This window comes from Brachybacterium sp. SGAir0954, assembly GCF_005490785.1.
GTDB lineage: Bacteria > Actinomycetota > Actinomycetes > Actinomycetales > Dermabacteraceae > Brachybacterium > Brachybacterium rhamnosum.
This window is the reverse complement of sequence record NZ_CP027295.1, coordinates 326,222-341,615: the sequence shown is the minus strand read 5'-3', so window position 1 is coordinate 341,615 and position 15,394 is coordinate 326,222. Positions and strand designations below refer to the sequence as shown.

Annotated in this window: 17 protein-coding genes and 1 tRNA gene; 8 read left to right on the top strand and 10 right to left on the bottom strand. The window is 74.0% G+C overall.

The annotated features are described in order from the left end of the window. Positions 1 to 38: 38 nt before the first annotated feature. From C1N80_RS01520 to upp, 3 genes are all read right to left on the bottom strand, one after another. Positions 39 to 326: a DUF1540 domain-containing protein gene (locus C1N80_RS01520; RefSeq protein WP_137769153.1), complete on the bottom strand. Its 288-nt coding sequence runs from the start codon at positions 324 to 326 to the stop codon at positions 39 to 41. 189 nt (positions 327 to 515) lie between these two features. Continuing rightward, entirely contained in the window at positions 516 to 1,169 is a 654-nt protein-coding gene (locus C1N80_RS01515) for a bifunctional 2-polyprenyl-6-hydroxyphenol methylase/3-demethylubiquinol 3-O-methyltransferase UbiG (RefSeq protein WP_137769152.1), read from the bottom strand. Continuing rightward, the gene (gene upp, locus C1N80_RS01510) at positions 1,169 to 1,807 is read right to left on the bottom strand and encodes a uracil phosphoribosyltransferase (protein ID WP_137769151.1); all 639 of its coding nucleotides are present in this window, start codon (positions 1,805 to 1,807) and stop codon (positions 1,169 to 1,171) included. The genes C1N80_RS01515 and upp overlap by 1 nt, the downstream gene beginning before the upstream one ends. A gap of 57 nt (positions 1,808 to 1,864) precedes the next feature. Here upp and C1N80_RS01505 point away from each other — a divergent pair, with 57 nt between their 5' ends. From C1N80_RS01505 to C1N80_RS01495, 3 genes are all read left to right on the top strand, one after another. Then, complete coding sequence (locus C1N80_RS01505; RefSeq protein ID WP_137769150.1) at positions 1,865 to 2,407, top strand: dihydrofolate reductase family protein; 543 nt, start codon at positions 1,865 to 1,867, stop codon at positions 2,405 to 2,407. Between the two features lie 19 nt (positions 2,408 to 2,426). Beyond that, positions 2,427 to 2,888: a tRNA adenosine(34) deaminase TadA gene (gene tadA / locus C1N80_RS01500; protein ID WP_137769149.1), complete on the top strand. Its 462-nt coding sequence runs from the start codon at positions 2,427 to 2,429 to the stop codon at positions 2,886 to 2,888. 115 nt (positions 2,889 to 3,003) lie between these two features. Then, a complete protein-coding gene (locus C1N80_RS01495) occupies positions 3,004 to 4,308 on the top strand; it encodes an ATP-binding protein (protein ID WP_137769148.1) in 1,305 nt (434 codons plus the stop codon). Positions 4,309 to 4,319: 11 nt separating this feature from the next. Here C1N80_RS01495 and C1N80_RS01490 read toward each other — a convergent pair whose 3' ends face one another. The 5 genes from C1N80_RS01490 to C1N80_RS01470 all read right to left on the bottom strand — a co-directional run bounded on the left by C1N80_RS01490 (position 4,320) and on the right by C1N80_RS01470 (position 8,499). Next, a complete protein-coding gene (locus C1N80_RS01490; protein WP_137769147.1) occupies positions 4,320 to 4,943 on the bottom strand; it encodes a response regulator transcription factor in 624 nt (207 codons plus the stop codon). Then, positions 4,940 to 6,151, bottom strand: a complete 1,212-nt coding sequence (locus tag C1N80_RS01485) for a sensor histidine kinase (protein WP_137769146.1) — start codon at positions 6,149 to 6,151, stop codon at positions 4,940 to 4,942. Before C1N80_RS01485 ends, C1N80_RS01490 begins: the two co-directional genes overlap by 4 nt. Positions 6,152 to 6,199: 48 nt before the next feature. Continuing rightward, positions 6,200 to 6,940 (bottom strand): ABC transporter permease, encoded by a 741-nt coding sequence (locus C1N80_RS01480; protein WP_137769145.1) that lies wholly within the window; start codon positions 6,938 to 6,940, stop codon positions 6,200 to 6,202. 29 nt (positions 6,941 to 6,969) lie between these two features. Then, a complete protein-coding gene (locus C1N80_RS01475) occupies positions 6,970 to 7,881 on the bottom strand; it encodes an ABC transporter ATP-binding protein (protein ID WP_137769144.1) in 912 nt (303 codons plus the stop codon). Between the two features lie 90 nt (positions 7,882 to 7,971). Next, positions 7,972 to 8,499, bottom strand: coding sequence for an SRPBCC domain-containing protein (locus tag C1N80_RS01470; protein ID WP_137769143.1), 528 nt, complete (start codon positions 8,497 to 8,499; stop codon positions 7,972 to 7,974). Positions 8,500 to 8,583: 84 nt separating this feature from the next. Between C1N80_RS01470 and C1N80_RS01465 the strand changes: the two genes are divergently transcribed. Genes C1N80_RS01465 through C1N80_RS01455 form a run of 3 tightly spaced genes read left to right on the top strand, consistent with a single transcriptional unit; the run spans position 8,584 to position 11,193 of the window. Beyond that, a complete protein-coding gene (locus C1N80_RS01465; protein ID WP_168197986.1) occupies positions 8,584 to 9,600 on the top strand; it encodes a methionine ABC transporter ATP-binding protein in 1,017 nt (338 codons plus the stop codon). Beyond that, a complete protein-coding gene (locus tag C1N80_RS01460) occupies positions 9,597 to 10,304 on the top strand; it encodes a methionine ABC transporter permease (RefSeq protein WP_137769141.1) in 708 nt (235 codons plus the stop codon). Before C1N80_RS01465 ends, C1N80_RS01460 begins: the two co-directional genes overlap by 4 nt. A gap of 37 nt (positions 10,305 to 10,341) precedes the next feature. Further along, positions 10,342 to 11,193 (top strand): MetQ/NlpA family ABC transporter substrate-binding protein, encoded by an 852-nt coding sequence (locus C1N80_RS01455; RefSeq protein ID WP_137769140.1) that lies wholly within the window; start codon positions 10,342 to 10,344, stop codon positions 11,191 to 11,193. An 87-nt stretch (positions 11,194 to 11,280) separates the two neighbouring features. Here C1N80_RS01455 and C1N80_RS01450 read toward each other — a convergent pair whose 3' ends face one another. Then, positions 11,281 to 13,443 (bottom strand): S9 family peptidase, encoded by a 2,163-nt coding sequence (locus C1N80_RS01450; protein ID WP_137769139.1) that lies wholly within the window; start codon positions 13,441 to 13,443, stop codon positions 11,281 to 11,283. 107 nt (positions 13,444 to 13,550) lie between these two features. Between C1N80_RS01450 and C1N80_RS01445 the strand changes: the two genes are divergently transcribed. Further along, positions 13,551 to 13,638, top strand: a tRNA-Ser gene (locus C1N80_RS01445). A gap of 188 nt (positions 13,639 to 13,826) precedes the next feature. Beyond that, on the top strand, positions 13,827 to 15,077 hold the full coding sequence (locus tag C1N80_RS01440; protein WP_240811194.1) for an MFS transporter: 1,251 nt from the start codon (positions 13,827 to 13,829) through the stop codon (positions 15,075 to 15,077). An 18-nt stretch (positions 15,078 to 15,095) separates the two neighbouring features. Here the strand turns inward: C1N80_RS01440 and C1N80_RS01435 are convergent, their stop codons facing one another. Further along, positions 15,096 to 15,368, bottom strand: a complete 273-nt coding sequence (locus C1N80_RS01435; protein WP_137769138.1) for an HPr family phosphocarrier protein — start codon at positions 15,366 to 15,368, stop codon at positions 15,096 to 15,098. Between the last annotated feature and the right edge of the window lie 26 nt (positions 15,369 to 15,394).

Sequence of the window (15,394 nt, the reverse complement as noted above, 5' to 3'; positions counted from 1 at the left end):
GAGGTGCGGGGGTCGCGGCAGGGGGTCTGGGACCTCGCTCAGCGCTTCTCGTAGGAGAGGCAGTCCGCGGCGTCGGCGCCGGCGCCCACGCGCACGGACTCCGCCGTGCATTCGAGGTCCTGGTTATGGATGCAGTCCGCCTTCTGGCAGGCGCCCACCTGGGTGACGACCTTGCTGAGGCCGCCCTTGACGTCCAGCGGGATGAAGGTCGCGCAGGAGGTGTCCTGGCCGACGGTCACGGCGAAGGCGCCGCAGGCGTGCTCGTGGTTGTAGGAGCATCCCGAGACGGTGCACTCGGAGACGCGGGGCATGTCGACGGCGGTCATGGCTCCTCCTGGGGGTGGCGGTGCTGCGGATCGCGCCGGGGGCGCTGGCGCCAGTGTGGACCCGTTCCGCCGAGAATTCCAGGAAGGAATGCATTGCCTGCGTCCATTCGGAAACATTCTCCGAATAGAAAACGGTGACCTTTTTGAAAAGATCGATCTTGCGGGAATCCGTGCAGGTTGCCGCAGAGCTCAGCGCCGGCGCAGGACGATCAGCGCATCGAGCAGCGCCGCGGGGGAGCCGTCGGGTGCGGTCGCCGGGCGCGAGCGGTCCTCCGCGACCTCGACCTCCCAGTCCTCCTCCGCGGGGGCGAGCAGCTCGAGCTCCTCGGCCGCGCCGAGCATCCGCGGGCCGTGGCCCTCGTGCAGGGCGGCGGACCATGGCGGCGGTGCCGCATGGGACAGGATCGCCAGGCGCCCGCCCGCGGTGACGGCGCTGCCCGCCCGGCGCAGGATGCCCGTCCGGTCCAGCGCGACGTCGGAGTGCAGGAAGGACGCCGTCACGAGATCCGCGCTCCCCGCCGCCGGCTCCCAGGCGGAGAGGTCCTGCGCCTCGAAGCGGGCGCGACCGGTGATCGCGGCGCCCCGGCGGGCGGCCTCCTCGCGTGCGCGGCCGATCGCCGTGGGGGAGAGGTCCAGGCCCAGGGCGTCCCAGCCGTGCTCGGCGAGCCAGAGGACGTCCCCGCCCTCCCCGCAGCCCAGGTCGATCGAGCGGCCCGGGGTCCACGCGGCGGCGACGTCGGCCAGGGTCGCGTTGACCTTCCCCGACCAGATCGGGGCGGAGCCGTAGCGCTCCTCCCAGTGCTCGAGCGGGGAGCGGTCCGGGTGCGGGGAGGGGTGCGTCATCAGTCGACGACGCCGAAGAGGCGGTCGCCCGCGTCGCCGAGGCCCGGGACGATGTAGCCCTTCTCGTTGAGCTTCTCGTCGATCGAGGCGGTGACGATCGTCAGGTCGATCGCCGGATCGATCTGCGCCTCCATCGCGGCGAGGCCCTCGGGCGCGGCGAGCAGGGTCACGCAGGTGATGTCCCGGGCGCCGCGCTCGTGGAGGTAGTCGACGGCCGCGATGAGCGTGTGCCCGGTCGCGAGCATCGGGTCCAGCACGAAGCACTGGCGACCGGAGAGGTCGTCCGGGAGACGGTTCGCGTAGGTCGTGACCTCGAGGGTCTCGTCGTTGCGGACCATGCCGAGGAAGCCGACCTCCGCGGTGGGCAGCAGGCGGGTGAGGCCGTCGAGCATGCCGAGGCCGGCGCGCAGGATCGGCACCACCATCGGCTTGGGGTTCGCGAGCTTCGTGCCGGTCATCGGGGTCACCGGGGTCTCGAGCTCGACGGGGGCCACGGCGACGTTGCGGGTCGCCTCGTAGGCCAGGAGCGTCACGAGCTCGTCGGCCAGCTGGCGGAACACCGAGGAGTGGGTCTCCTTGTTCCTCAGCACCGTGAGCTTGTGGGCGACGAGGGGATGATCGATCTCGAGGGTGCGCATGGGGGCGAATCTACCGGAGGCTCCCGGACGTCGGGCATCGACCGGATACTCGTCACCATGACCCGCTACCGCTTCTTCACGGCCGTCACCCTCGACGGGTTCCTCGCGGACGAGCACGACAGCCTCGACTGGCTGCTGTCCCAGCCCACCGGGGAGGAGAGCGTCCTGCCCTACGACGCGTTCATCGCCGACGTGGGCGCGATCGTCACCGGGCGCTCCACCTACGACTGGGTGCAGGCGCACGAGGGTGCCGTCGAGGGCGCCTGGGTCTACACCGAGCCCACCTTCCTGTTCACGCATCGTGCTCCCGCGGAGGTCCCGGAGGGGATCACGGTCGTCTCCGGTCCGCCCGCCGAGCACCGCGTCGCGATCGAGGCGGCCGCCGGCGGGAAGGACGTCTGGATCGTCGGCGGCGGGGACCTCGCGGCCGCCTTCGCCCGGGCCGGGATGCTCCACGAGCTGTTCGTCTCGATCGCCCCGGTCACGCTCGGAGCGGGGAAGCCGCTGCTGGGCGGACGGTTCGACCTCGAGCTGCTCGAGACCGGACGCAACGCCGGCTTCCTCGAGGCGCGGTACCGGGTGGTGGAGGCGCGCTCCTGACACGGGGGAGGATGGTCCCATGACCGACGACGAGCTGATGGGCCTCGCCCTGGCCCAGGCGCGCGCCGCCGCGGACCGCGAGCCGGCGGACGTCCCCATCGGCGCCGTCGTCGTCGGCCCCGGCGGCGAGGTGCTCGCCGTGACCGGCAACCGCCGTGAGGCCGACGAGGACCCCACCGCCCACGCCGAGGTGCTCGCCCTGCGCGAGGCCGCCCGTGTGCAGGGCCGCTGGAACCTCACCGGCTGCACGCTCGTCGTCACCCTCGAGCCGTGCACGATGTGCGCCGGGGCGATCGTGCTCTCGCGCGTGGAGCGGGTCGTCGTGGGGGCGATGGACCCCAAGGCCGGCGCCGCGGGCTCCCTCTACGACCTCGTGCGCGAGCCGCGGTTGAACCACCGGGTCGAGCTCACGACCGGCGTGCGCGGGCAGGAGTGCGGGGACCTGCTGCGGGAGTTCTTCCGCGCGCGCCGCCGGCGCTGAGGTCCCGCCCGCGGGACGCCGCCGGGCCGCCCGCCGCCCGTGTCGTACGATCCTGGCCTGTGATCCAGCTCACCGGCGGGCTCGAGGCCCCGCCGCCGAGGACAGGGGACCCGCCGTGGCCGCACCGATCATCCGCGAGATCCGCTCCGACGACCTGGGCCGCCTGGTCGCCCTCTGGGACGCGACCCGCGCCGCGGACGTCAGCGAGCGGGAACCCGTCTACGGCCTCTCCGAGGTCCTCGCCTCCGCGCAGGCCGACGTCGCCGTCGTCGCCCTCGCCGACGAGGACGGCCCGCTGCTCGGCGCCGCCGTCGGCCGCGCCGCCCACGAGCAGGGCTGGATCGTCTACCTCGGCGTCCACCCGGACCACCGGGACGGCGACCTGGGCCGCACCCTCCTGGACGCCCTCGAGCGGCGCCTCGCCCTGAGCGGCATCGCGACCCTGTGCAGCCTCGTCCCCGCCGATGACCCGCTCGCGCGGGACGTGCTCGCGGGCGCCGGCTTCACGCTCGAGCAGGAGCTGCGCTACGCCGAGCGCCGCATCCCCGTCCAGGCGCGGGACCTCGCCCTGCTGCGCGAGCTCGGCGGCCGGATCCTGCCCCGCGGCGCCTGGGACGCCGTGGGCGGCATGACCGCGGAGAAGGAGCTGCTCGAGCGCCGGCTCGTCATGCCGCTCTCGCAGCCCGAGGTCGCCGAGCGCTTCGGCGTGGTGCCGCCGCGGGCCGTGGTGCTCTTCGGACCGCCGGGGACCGGCAAGACCACCTTCGCGAAGGCCGTCGCCTCCCGCCTGCAGTGGCCCTTCGTCGAGGTGTTCCCCTCGCGGCTCGGCGGGGACCCGGCCGGGCTCGCCTCCGCCCTGCGCGAGACCTTCTCGCGGATCTCCGAGCTCGAGAAGGCCGTCGTCTTCATCGACGAGGTCGAGGAGATCGCCTCCCACCGCAAGGGCGACCCGCCCTCGCCCACGCAGGGCGTGACCAACGAGCTGCTGAAGATCATCCCCGCCGTGCGCGACCAGGACGACCGCCTGCTGATCTGCGCCACGAACTTCATCCGCTCCCTCGACAGCGCCCTGCTGCGCCACGGCCGCTTCGACTACGTGCTCCCGATCGGCCTGCCCGACGCCGCCGCCCGGCACGCGATCTGGGGCCGCTACGTGCCGCCCGCGGTCGCCGCCGAGGTGGACCTCGAGGCGCTCGTCGCGGCGAGCGAGGGCCTCACCCCTGCGGACATCGAGCACGGCGCCCGCCGTGCCGCCCAGCGCGCCTTCGAGCGGGCCGTCGAGGCGCCGTCCGACGGTGAGCAGGGGTCCGGGCCGTCGACCGCGGACTACCTCGAGGCGCTCTCCGGCCTCCGCCCGACCGTGAGCGCGGAGGTCGTCTCCGACTTCTTCGAGGACATCGAGGCGCTCGGGCGGCTGTAGCGCCGCCGCCCTCAGATCCAGCCGTGGCGGCGGGCGATCGCGGCGGCTTCGTGCCGGTTCGCGGCCTGCAGCTTCGCCTGCGCGCTCGAGAGGTAGTTGCGCACCGTCCCCTCGGCGAGGTGCGCGCGGCGGGCGATCTGGTCGACCGGGGCGCCGTCGGCCGCGTACTCGAGGACGTCGGCCTCGCGGGGGGTGAGCGGGGAGTCGCCCGAGGAGATCGTCTCCGCGGCGAGCTCGGGGTCGATCGCCCGGCGGCCCGCGGCGACGGTCCGCACCGCGGCGGCGAGCTCCCCGGCGGCCGCGGTCTTGGGCAGGAAGCCCAGCACCCCCTCGGCGAGGGCGCGCTTGAGGTAGCCGGGCCGCGCGTGCGAGGTCACGACCAGCACCCGCGTGGCGGGGGAGACCGCCGCGACCCGCCGCGCGAGCTCGAGGCCGTCGCCGTCGGGCATCTGCAGGTCCAGCAGCGCGACCTGCGGCTGAAGGCGCCGCGCGAGCGCCTCGCCCTCGGCGCAGCTCGACGCCTCGCCGACCACGTCGAGGTCCTCCTCGAGCGAGAGCATCGTGGCGAGCGCCGAGCGGATCAGGTGCTCGTCGTCGACCAGGATCACCGTGGTCCTCTCGATCCCTTCCGTCATCGCTCCCTCGCCTCCGTGGTCCCCGTGAACGCGGCGCGGAGGACGAAGCGCTCGCCCTCCCGGCCCGCGGTGATGCGCGCCCGCTCGCCGAAGCGCTCCCGCAGGCCCGTGATCCCGCTGCCCTCCATGTGCTCCTCCTGCTCGGCCCGCTCCGGCTGCGGGCGCAGCCCGTCGTTGTCGACCTCGACGCCGTCGCCGCCCAGGCGGATCCGCACCGACCGGGCGTCCGCATGGCGCAGCACGTTCGTGCCGCCCTCGCGCAGCACCCAGGCGGCGGGCTCCGCGAGCGCGGCGGGGACGTCCTCCGCCCCGCCGATCACCGTCACCGACGCCCCGGCCGAGCGGAGCAGCGACACCGTGCCCCGCAGCTCGGCGGCGAGGTCCACCTCGCGGTACCCGCGCACGAGCGCCCGCGTCTCGGCGAGGGAGCCGCGGGCGATCCGGGCCACCTCCCGGCTGTGCTCGGCCGCCCGCGGATCGCCCCGCTCGACCAGCTGGGCGACGAGCTCCCCGGTCACGGCGATCGCGGAGAGGTCCCGGCCGGTGACGTCGTGCAGGTCGCGGGCGAAGCGCAGCCGCTCCTCGGCGACCGCGAGCCGCGACTGAGCGACCCGGGCGAGGTCCAGCTCGCGCACCAGGGCGGCGAGCCACAGGGAGCTGCGGCACGCGCCCACGAGGCTCGTGAGCACGACTGCGAGGATCACCGCGGCGAACAGCGAGAGACCCAGCGGCACCATGAGCAGGGCCGCCACGGTGATCGCGCCGCCCGCCCAGGTCCACGGGACGCGCAGGGCGAGCGTCGAGACCCCGCCGACCACGCACCCCACCGCGACGTTCACCGTCGTCGCACCGAGGGCGAGCACCACGAGCGAGGCGATGGCGGGGAGCACGGGCAGGACCAGGGTGTGCAGCGGGCCGCGCATCCAGCCCACGCGGGGGAGGGAGCCGGCCGGGCCGGGAGCGGCGGGGCGCCGGGCCCAGGCGGCCGTCACCTGCCACCCGGCCACGCTGCAGAGCACGGTCGAGACCCCCACCAGGGCGACGGTCGTGACGGTCCCCGGGACGCCCTCGCCGGCCGCGCGGAGGAAGAGCGCGGCGAGCGCCGGGATGGAGCCGACGAGGAGCGCGACGGACCAGATGGTGTAGTCGCGGAACACCTCCCACGGCCGGCCGACGCCCGGCGCCTTCCCCTCGATCGTCCGCGTCATGATGGTCATCCTCTCAGGTCAGGCGGTCCGCAGGTGTTCCGGGCCGGATCAGCCGCGCGGCTCCCAGCGCATCTCCCGCCGCACCGCCCACAGGCCGAGCACGAGCCAGGCGACGAGCACGCCGAGGGGCTTCAGCGCCGCGGACCACGGATCCTCCGCGAGCCAGCCGAGCTGGAGCAGGTCGTCCATCGCGGCCGAGGGGATGAGGGAGATCGCCCGCTGCGCGACCTCGGGCAGGCCGTCCGTGGGGATCGCGCCGGCGCCGATCACGAGCAGGGCGATCACGGGCAGGGAGGTCACGCCCGCCGCCTCGACGGTGCGGGTGCGGTTCGCGGTGAGCAGGGCGAACGGGACCATGACGAGCGCGCCCGCGGCGATCCCGGCGATGACGAGCACCGGCCGCTCGGGCAGCGGCAGGTCCATGAGCACGATCGCGAGCACGGTCATGAGCACGGTCATGACCGCGGCGATCGCGAGCGCGGGCACGGCGGCCGCGGCGAGCACGGTCGCGTCCGAGGCCTCGCCGGTGCGCAGGCGCTTCAGCACGAGCTCCTGGCGCCGCGCGACATAGGTGGAGAGCAGGTTGTAGTAGACGATGAACACGAGCGCGATGACGAACTGGGCGCCCAGCAGGGGGATCAGCTGGGCGGGCGCGAGCTGCTGGTCCTTGAGCAGCGCGGCGAAGAAGACCGTGATCGCGGGCGGGAACGCGAGGGCGAGGAAGAGCTGGGTGCGGTTGCGCACCAGGAGCGTGAGCTCGGCGCGGGAGAGGCCGACGATGGCAGGCATGGGAGGTCCTTCCGTGGGTGGGGCAGGGGTCAGGAGGCGAGGGCGAGGAACACGGACTCGAGGCTCGCGGCGCGCGCGTCGAGGCCGCGCAGCGGGACCTGCTCCGCGCGGGACCAGGTGAGCAGCGTGTGGAGGTCCTCGGCGAGGGACTCGGTGGAGACCTCGAGCCGGCCGCCGCGCAGCACGGCCTCTCCGTGCAGCGGCGGAGGGAGCGGGGCGTCCTCGGGGAGGTCGGCGCGGATCCGCGAGGGATGCCCGGCGACGACCTCGTCCACCGTGCCCTCGCGGACGATCCGGCCCTGGTGCATGATCGCGAGCCGGTCCGCGAGGGACTCCGCCTCGTCGAGGTAGTGGGTGGTGAGCACGATCGTGGTGCCCTGCTCCTTGAGGCCCCGCACGAGCTCCCAGGCGCGGGAGCGGGACTCGGGGTCCAGGCCCGTGGTGGGCTCGTCGAGGAAGAGCAGCTCGGGGTCCCCGGCGATCGCGCAGGCCAGGTCGAGGCGTCGCACCTCGCCGCCGGAGAGGGAGGAGATGCGGGTCCCGGCGCGGTGGGTGAGGTCGACGGCGGCCAGCAGCTCGCCGACGGGGCGCGGGGCCGAGAGCGTCGAGGTCCACAGGCGCAGCGCCTCCGCGGCCGTGAGGTCTGCGGGGAAGCCGCCGCTCTGGAGCATGAGGCCCTGGCGGGGGCGCACCGCGCGGCGGTCCGCCACGGGATCCATGCCGAGGACGCTCACGGTGCCGGCGCTCGCCGGGGCGAGGCCCTCGAGCACCTCGAGGGTCGAGGTCTTCCCGGCGCCGTTGGTGCCGAGCAGCGCGAAGAGCTCGCCGCGGCGGACCTCGAGGTCGATGCCGTCGACGGCGGTGTAGGCGGAGGTGCCGCGGCCGTAGCGGCGGGTGAGCCCCCTGGCGGAGAGGACGGGGTCTGCGGTGCTGTTCGTCATGGGGACCAGCCTTCCGCCGCGGGCGGCGGGGCGGCAGGGCGCCCGGTCATCGGCTCCGGTGCGATCCTCACGCCCCGGTCATGACATTCCTCAGGTCGCGGGGTACAGCGCCCGGAAATGGTCGCAGCGGCCGGGCACGTAGTCCGGCTCGAAGCTGATGGCCGTCACGTCCCCGCGCGTGCGCGAGGCGACCAGGCGGTCGAGGTAGAACTCCCAGCCGGGGCCGATCATCGCCGCGGCCTCCGCCTCCGCGACCCGCTGGCGCAGCGTCACCGCCGTCCACCCGGGGCCCGCCTCCTCGACCGTGAGCTCGAGGACCCACGGGTCGCCCGCCTCCCCGGTCTCGAGCTCGAGCCGCCGCGGGCCGTCGCACACGAGGACCCTCGCCTCCATCCACGGCCGGCCATCCTCGGCGTCCATCTGCACCTCGATCCCCGTGGCGGGGTCGCCGCGCCAGGTGCCGAACCAGGTCGCGGTCTGCGCCGGGTCGGTGAGGGCGCTCCAGGCGTCCTCGACGGTGCCGGGGAGCAGGCGACGGATCGCCAGGCGACCGTCCGGATCGAGGGTCGAGGAGGGGCCGGCGGGGGCGTCGCCGAAGCGGGGCAGGTGGTCGCTCATGGGCCGAGGGTAGTCCTGTGAACTTCGTTTCTCCGTATGAACAGGGGTGCCGGAAAGGGGCGCTTGGATGCTTCACTGCCTGACGTGATCACTCTCGACGGACTGCGCAAGGTCTTCCCCGCCCCCGGCGGCGGAGACCCCGTCGTCGCGCTCGACGGCATCGACCTCCACCTGGACGCCGGCCGCATCCACGGCATCGTCGGCCGCTCCGGCGCGGGCAAGTCCACGCTCATCCGCTGCCTGACCGGCCTCGAGAAGCCCACCTCGGGCCGCGTCGAGATCGACGGCACGGACGTGGCCGCCCTCGACGGCGCCGCCCTGCGCGGCGCGCGGCGGAACCTCGGCATGGTGTTCCAGCACGCGAACCTGCTGGACTCCCGCACCGCCGCCCAGAACATCGCCCACCCGCTCGAGATCGCCGGCGTGCCCCGCGCCCAGCGCGAGGCGCGCGTCGCCGAGCTCGTGGAGCTCGTGGGCCTCTCCGGCCGCGAGCACAACCACCCCGCCCAGCTCTCCGGTGGCCAGGTCCAGCGCGTCGGCATCGCCCGCGGCCTCGCCGCGGAGCCCAAGGTGCTGCTGTGCGACGAGCCCACGAGCGCCCTGGACGGCGGCACCACCCGCCAGATCCTGCGGCTGCTCGCGGACCTCCGCGAGCGCCTCGGCATCACGGTCGTCATCATCACGCACGAGATGGCGGTGGTCCGCGAGGTCTGCGACACCGTGACCCTGCTGCAGGACGGCCGCGTCACCCAGACCGGCGACCTCGTCGACGTCGCCGCGGATCCCCACGGCCCGCTCTCCGGCGAGCTGATCCCGCTGCCGCCCGTGCCCACGGGCGTGGTCGGCACGATCCTCACCTGCGACTACGGCGACTCCGGCACGCTCCGCACGAGCGAGGACCTCGTGCGCGCCGCCGAGCGCCACGGCGCCCAGGCGCAGATCGTCGCCGGGACCATCGAGACCATCGGCGGCCGCCAGGTGGGTCGCGTGCAGCTCGCGCTGCGCGGGGCCGACGGCCGCCCCGCGGGGCCCGAGCTCCTCGCCGCCCTCACCGCCGAGCTCACCGAGGCCGGCGTCGTCGCCCGGGAGGTGGCCGCATGATCGAGACCCTGCAGGAGTGGGCGCAGAACCGCGCCTTCACCGAGTGGACCGGCACCGGCAGCCTCTGGTGGTCGATCCTCGTCACGCTCTACATGACGGCCGGCACGATGGTGCTGACCGTGCTGCTCGGGCTGCCGCTCGGCGTCGCGCTCTTCGAGACCGAGTCCTCGCCGCGCCCCGCCGTGCGCGCCGCGAACCGGGTCGTGGGCTTCGTCGTGAACGTGCTGCGCTCGTTCCCCTTCTTCATCCTCATCATCGCGCTGATCCCGCTCAGCCAGCTGCTGCTGGGCCGCTCGACCGGCCCCAACGCGGCGATGCTCGCCCTGGTCATCGCCTCCGTGCCCTTCGCGGCGCGGCTGTTCGAGCTGAACCTGCGCGAGATCCCCGCCGGGAAGATCGAGGCGGTGCAGATGATGGGCGCGACCCGCTGGCAGGTGATCCGCCAGGTGCTGATCCCCGAGGCGCTGCCCGGCATCATCGGCTCGATCACCACCACCACGATCGCCGTCATCGGCTACACCGCGATGGCCGGCTCCGTGAACAGCGGCGGCCTCGGCCAGCTCGCCTACAACCGCGGCTACACCGGCTACCAGAGCGAGATCATCGTCGCGACGGTGATCCTGCTGGTCCTCATCGTCATCGCCGTGCAGTGGATCGGCTCGCGCCTCGGGCGCGCCGTCGACCACCGCGCCCGCACCGCCTGAGCCCCCTCCCCACCCCTCCTCGGAAGGTCCACCCCTCATGAGCATCCTGAACCGTCGCTCCCTGTTCGCCGTCTCCGGCGTCGGCCTCGCGGCCGCCGGCCTCGCCGCCTGCGGCGGCGGCTCCTCCGACGGTGACTCCCTCGCCTCCGACGGCGGCGTCACCACGATCCGCGTCGCCGCGACCCCCAAGCCGCACCTGGAGATCCTCCAGTTCGTCTCCGACAACCTCGCCGAGGGCGCCGGGCTGAAGCTCGACCTGCAGGAGCAGTCCGACTACAAGGTCCCCAACCGCCTGCTCTCCGACGGCGAGGTGGACGCGAACTACTTCCAGCACAAGCCGTACCTCGACACCGAGATCAAGGAGAACGGCTACGAGATCACGGCCTTCGAGGGCGTGCACATCGAGCCGCTGGGCCTGTACTCCGACGCGCTGAAGAGCATCGACGAGCTGCCCGACGGCGGCGAGATCGCGATCCCGAACGACCCGACCAACCGCGGCCGCGCCCTCGCGCTGCTCGCGGACAACGACGTCATCACCCTCACCGACGGCATCGAGCCCACCGAGGCCACCCCGGACGACGTCGCCGAGAACCCCAAGAACCTCACCTTCTCCGAGGTCGACGCCGCGCTCATCGGCCGCACGCTCGCGGACTACGACGCGGCCGTCGTCAACGGCAACTACGCGATCGAGGCGGACCTCGTCCCCTCCGAGGACGCGCTCGTGCTCGAGGCCGGCGAGGGCAACCCCTACGCCAACTTCCTTGCCGTGCGCACCGAGGACAAGGAGAACGCGGCCCTGAAGAAGCTCGACGACCTCCTCCACTCGGAGGACGTCAAGAACTTCATCACGGACACCTACAAGGACGGCTCGGTCATCCCGGCGTTCTGATCGGCGCGGACATCGTTCCGACGCGCCACGACGGAGGGCCCGCCTGCAGCTGCAGGCGGGCCCTCCGTCGTCCCCGGGGGCGGGTGCTCAGACCCGCGCGGTCGCCCCGAGCTGGTCGAGCAGCCAGGCGAGCTCGTCCGCCCGCTGCTCCCACTTGCGGTAGCGGCCCGAGCGGCCGCCGTGCCCGGCGACCATCTCGCAGCGGAAGAGGATCGGCCGCTCGGCCTGGTCCGAGGTCACCGTCTCCCGCAGCCGCGCGACCCACTTCGCCGGTTCGACGAAGAACACGCGGGTGTCGTTGAGGGAGGTCGAGGCGAAGATCGCCGGGTACTCCACGGGGCGCACGTTCGCGTAGGGCGTGTACTCCTTCATGTACCGGTAGACCTCCTCGCTCTCGAGCGGGTTGCCCCACTCCTCCCACTCGCCGACCGTGAGCGGCAGGCTCGGGTCGAGGATCGTGGTCAGCGCGTCGACGAAGGGCACGCCGGCGATGATCGCCCGGAAGCGCTCGGGCGCGAGGTTCGCGACGGCGCCCATGAGCAGGCCGCCCGCGCTGCGCCCCTCGGCGGAGAGCCGGTCCGGCGCCACGAGGCCCTGGTCCACGAGGTGCGCGGCCGCGGCGACGAAGTCGAAGAACGAGTTCTTCTTCGCGAGGATCTTGCCCTGCTCGTACCAGTCACGACCCATCTCGCCGCCGCCGCGCACGTGCGCGATCGCGACGACGAGTCCGCGGTCCAGGAGGGACAGGCGCGTGGGCACGAAGGACGGGTCGATGCTCACCTCGTAGGAGCCGTAGCCGTAGAGGTAGCCCGGGGCGGTGCCGTCCACGGGCACGTCCTTGCGGGCCACGAGCGAGATCGGCACGGCGGTGCCGTCCTCGGCGGTCGCCCAGAGCCGCTGCTCGCGGTACAGCTCGGGGTCGTAGCCGGGCACGGGGGTGAGGCGCAGCACCGTGCGCTCCCCGGAGGCCACGTCCACCTGGGCGACCGTCGCGGGGGTGAGCAGGCTCGTGAGCTGGTAGCGCAGGGCGGGGGAGTCCCAGGCGGGGTTCGTGTCGAGCTCGACCACGTCGAGCTCCCCGCCGTGGTCCACGTCCCAGGCGGCCTCGACGTCGAGGGAGCCGTCGGCCCGGCGGGGGATGACGCGCACCGCGGCGAGGCCTCCCGCGCGCAGCTCGAGGGCGACGCAGCCGGCGAAGGACTCGACACCCAGCAGGCGCTCGCCCTCCCCGGCGCTCAGCAGCGGCGTCCAGGCGGAGGAGTCCGCGGCGTCGAGCGGCGCCTCGGCCAGCGCGAAGCCCTCCACCCCGTCGTTGTGCACGACGAGGAGGCGGTCACCGGCCCATTCGACCGTGTAGTCGACGCCGTCGCGGCGCCCGCCCGCGGGGCGCGGGGCGGCCGTCGGGTCGGCGAGGTCGAGGATCCAGGCCTCCGCGGTCGTCGTCGAGCTCGACTGCAGCACGAGGGCCTTCCCGTCGCGGGAGCGCTCGAACCAGACGGTGAAGCGCTCGTCGGGCTCCTCGAGCACGAGCTCGTCGGCCGACGGGTCGCCGCCGATCCGGTGCCGCCAGATCTGGTGCTGGCGCCAGGCGTCGTCCACGCGGGCGTAGAAGATCCACTGCTGGTCGGCGGAGAACGCGAGGCCGTAGCCGGTGCCGGTGACGGACTCGTCGATCACGGTCCCGGTCGTGAGGTCGGTGACGACGATCGTGAAGCGCTCGTCGCCCGCGAGGTCCACGGCGTGGGCGAGCAGGTCGTGCTCGGGGGAGGGGGCGAGGCCGCCGAGCGAGAAGAACTCGGCGTCCTTCGCGGCGGCCTGGGCGTCGAGCAGCATCTGCTCGCCGGGCAGCAGCTCCCCGGGCTCGATCGCGGGCACGCCGCCCGCGCCGCGGGGCAGCTCCGGCGACTCGGCGACGCGCGTGAAGGCGGGGTAGTCGTCCCCGGCGGTGGTGCGGGTGATGTACCACCAGTCGCCGCGGCGCACGGGGACGGAGAGGTCGGTCTCCTGGGTGTGGCCCACGAACTCCTGCACGAGCTCCTCTCGCAGGCCCGCGAGGTGCGCGGTGCGGGCGTCCGCATAGGCGTTCTCCGCCTCGAGGTGCGCGATGACCTGGGGGTCCTCCTTGTCACGGAGCCATTCGAAGGGATCGGTGACGGTGTCCCCGTGGTGCGTGCGGAGGGTCTCGCGGTGGGCGGGGCGCGGGGCGTCGGGGCCGGCGGCGGCGCCCGGGGCGGTGGAGGTCGAGGTCATGACGGCGAGCCTATCCGCGGCGCGCGGGCGGTGGTGCGCTGTGAGCCCGCTCGCAGGTGGGGAGGACGGATTGAACGGCGGGCGGGCGGGCCGGTAGGGTGATCGGCGGTAGCGTGTCCGAGCGGCCGAAGGTGCATCACTCGAAATGATGTGTACGGTAACCCCGTACCGCGGGTTCAAATCCCGCCGCTACCGCTCGTGACCAGGGACGCCGTCCCGGTCCGCGAAGGCCCCCACCGCACGGTGGGGGCCTTCGTCGTGTCCGGGCCCCGCGACGGTCTCGTGAGGCGGACAAGCGCGTCCCGGAGCGTGGTCGTGGTGCCCGTCACCAGAGCGGTCCGGGGGTCTCGCCAGCACGGAACCTCCGGGTGGAGGATTTCCCCATGGCATCGTCCCCCTCCTCCTGCGAGACGGGCACCCCCGCTCCCGCCGTCCCCACCACGACCCTCGAGGTCCCCGTGATCATGCCCGGCGCCCTCACGGAGGACGCCGCCGCGGGCCGCACCCGCCACCCCGTGGTCATCGCCCTCGCGCTCTCCGCCGGGACCGCCGCGCTGGTCAGCGCCGAGTTCATCCCCGCGGGCGTGCTGCCCGGCATGGCCGCGGACCTCTCCGTCACCGAGGGGCGTGCGGGGCTCACCGTCGGCGCGACCGCCCTCGCCGGTGCCCTCACCGCCCCCACGATCGCCTCGATCGTGCCGCGCGCGGACCGTCGCACCGTGCTCCTGGCCCTGCTGGGCCTCGCCGTCCTCTCCAACCTCGTCGTCGCGATCGCGCCGAGCCTCGCCGTGGTGCTCCTCGCCCGCGTGCTGCTGGGCGCCGCGATCGCCGGCTTCTGGTCCTTCGCGCTCCCCGTCGGCGTGCAGGTCACCGGTCGCGGCCCGCTCGTCTCGACGACCGTCGCCCTCGGCACGAGCACCGCGACGATCGTCGGCGTGCCCGTCTCCTCGGTGCTCGGCGACGTGATCGGCTGGCGCGCCGTGTTCGCGCTCGTCGCCGTGGTCACCGCGCTCGCGGGCGTGATCCTCGCGCTGCTGCTGCCGCGGGTCCCGGCCTCGCCCGGCGCGGGCTTCGCCATGATGCGCGCGGCCCTCGCCAACCGCCGCCTCGTCGCCGGCGTCGCGGTCATCATGGTCGCGGCCTTCGCGAACTTCGCCGCCTACCCGTACATCCGTGTCGCGATCGAGGCGGTCGACGCCTCCGCGGTCGCCGTGCTGCTGCTCGCCTGGGGCCTCGGCGGTCTCGCCGGGAACCTGCTGGGCGGCTGGGGCAGCCGCCGCCTGCGCCCCGCGCTCGTCGCGGCGCTCTCCCTGCTCGCCCTCGCCCTCGTGGGCATGGCGCTCACCGAGCACACGGCCGTCCTCGCCCTCGCGGTCGTCGCCTGGGGCGTCAGCTTCAACATGGTCCCCGTGCTCACCCAGCTGTGGGTCGCCACGACGGAGCCCACGCGCGTCGAGTCCGCCGTGGCGCTGCAGGTCACGGCCTTCCAGATCGCGATCATGATCGGCGCGGTCGTGGGCGGCGCGATCGTCGACGCGCGCGGCCCTGACTCGGCCATGCTGCTCGGCGCGGGCTCCGCGCTCGTCGCGGTCGTCGGCTTCGCGGCGATCCGGGTGCGTCCGCGCACCGCCTGACCGCTCGTGAGGGTGGGCTCAGTACTCCTCGTCGAGGTTCTTCTCGAGCAGCGCCGCGAGCGCGTCGACGGCCTCGTCGGCGCCCTCGCCCTCGGCCCGCAGCGTGACCTCGTCGCCGTGGTCGGCGCCGATCGTCAGGAGCATGAGGATGCTCCGCGCCGGGACGGCGTCGCCCCCCTGCTTCTGGACGGTGACCTCGACGGACTGCTCCGTCGCGGCCTGGGAGAAGATCGCGGCGGGGCGGGCGTGGAGCCCGCTCGTGCTCGCGATCCTCACGGTGCGCTGTGCCATCGGCAGTGCCTCTCTGTGCTGCGGCG

Bases quoted from the DNA above. Each gene is read 5' to 3' on its own strand.
- C1N80_RS01520 (WP_137769153.1), bottom strand. From the start codon at position 326: ATGACCGCCGTCGACATGCCCCGCGTCTCCGAGTGCACCGTCTCGGGA.
- C1N80_RS01515 (WP_137769152.1), bottom strand. From the start codon at position 1,169: ATGACGCACCCCTCCCCGCACCCGGACCGCTCCCCGCTCGAGCACTGG.
- upp (WP_137769151.1), bottom strand. From the start codon at position 1,807: ATGCGCACCCTCGAGATCGATCATCCCCTCGTCGCCCACAAGCTCACG.
- C1N80_RS01505 (WP_137769150.1), top strand. From the start codon at position 1,865: ATGACCCGCTACCGCTTCTTCACGGCCGTCACCCTCGACGGGTTCCTC.
- tadA (WP_137769149.1), top strand. From the start codon at position 2,427: ATGACCGACGACGAGCTGATGGGCCTCGCCCTGGCCCAGGCGCGCGCC.
- C1N80_RS01490 (WP_137769147.1), bottom strand. From the start codon at position 4,943: ATGACGGAAGGGATCGAGAGGACCACGGTGATCCTGGTCGACGACGAG.
- C1N80_RS01485 (WP_137769146.1), bottom strand. From the start codon at position 6,151: ATGACGCGGACGATCGAGGGGAAGGCGCCGGGCGTCGGCCGGCCGTGG.
- C1N80_RS01480 (WP_137769145.1), bottom strand. From the start codon at position 6,940: ATGCCTGCCATCGTCGGCCTCTCCCGCGCCGAGCTCACGCTCCTGGTG.
- C1N80_RS01475 (WP_137769144.1), bottom strand. From the start codon at position 7,881: ATGACGAACAGCACCGCAGACCCCGTCCTCTCCGCCAGGGGGCTCACC.
- C1N80_RS01470 (WP_137769143.1), bottom strand. From the start codon at position 8,499: ATGAGCGACCACCTGCCCCGCTTCGGCGACGCCCCCGCCGGCCCCTCC.
- C1N80_RS01460 (WP_137769141.1), top strand. From the start codon at position 9,597: ATGATCGAGACCCTGCAGGAGTGGGCGCAGAACCGCGCCTTCACCGAG.
- C1N80_RS01455 (WP_137769140.1), top strand. From the start codon at position 10,342: ATGAGCATCCTGAACCGTCGCTCCCTGTTCGCCGTCTCCGGCGTCGGC.
- C1N80_RS01450 (WP_137769139.1), bottom strand. From the start codon at position 13,443: ATGACCTCGACCTCCACCGCCCCGGGCGCCGCCGCCGGCCCCGACGCC.
- C1N80_RS01440 (WP_240811194.1), top strand. From the start codon at position 13,827: ATGGCATCGTCCCCCTCCTCCTGCGAGACGGGCACCCCCGCTCCCGCC.
- C1N80_RS01435 (WP_137769138.1), bottom strand. From the start codon at position 15,368: ATGGCACAGCGCACCGTGAGGATCGCGAGCACGAGCGGGCTCCACGCC.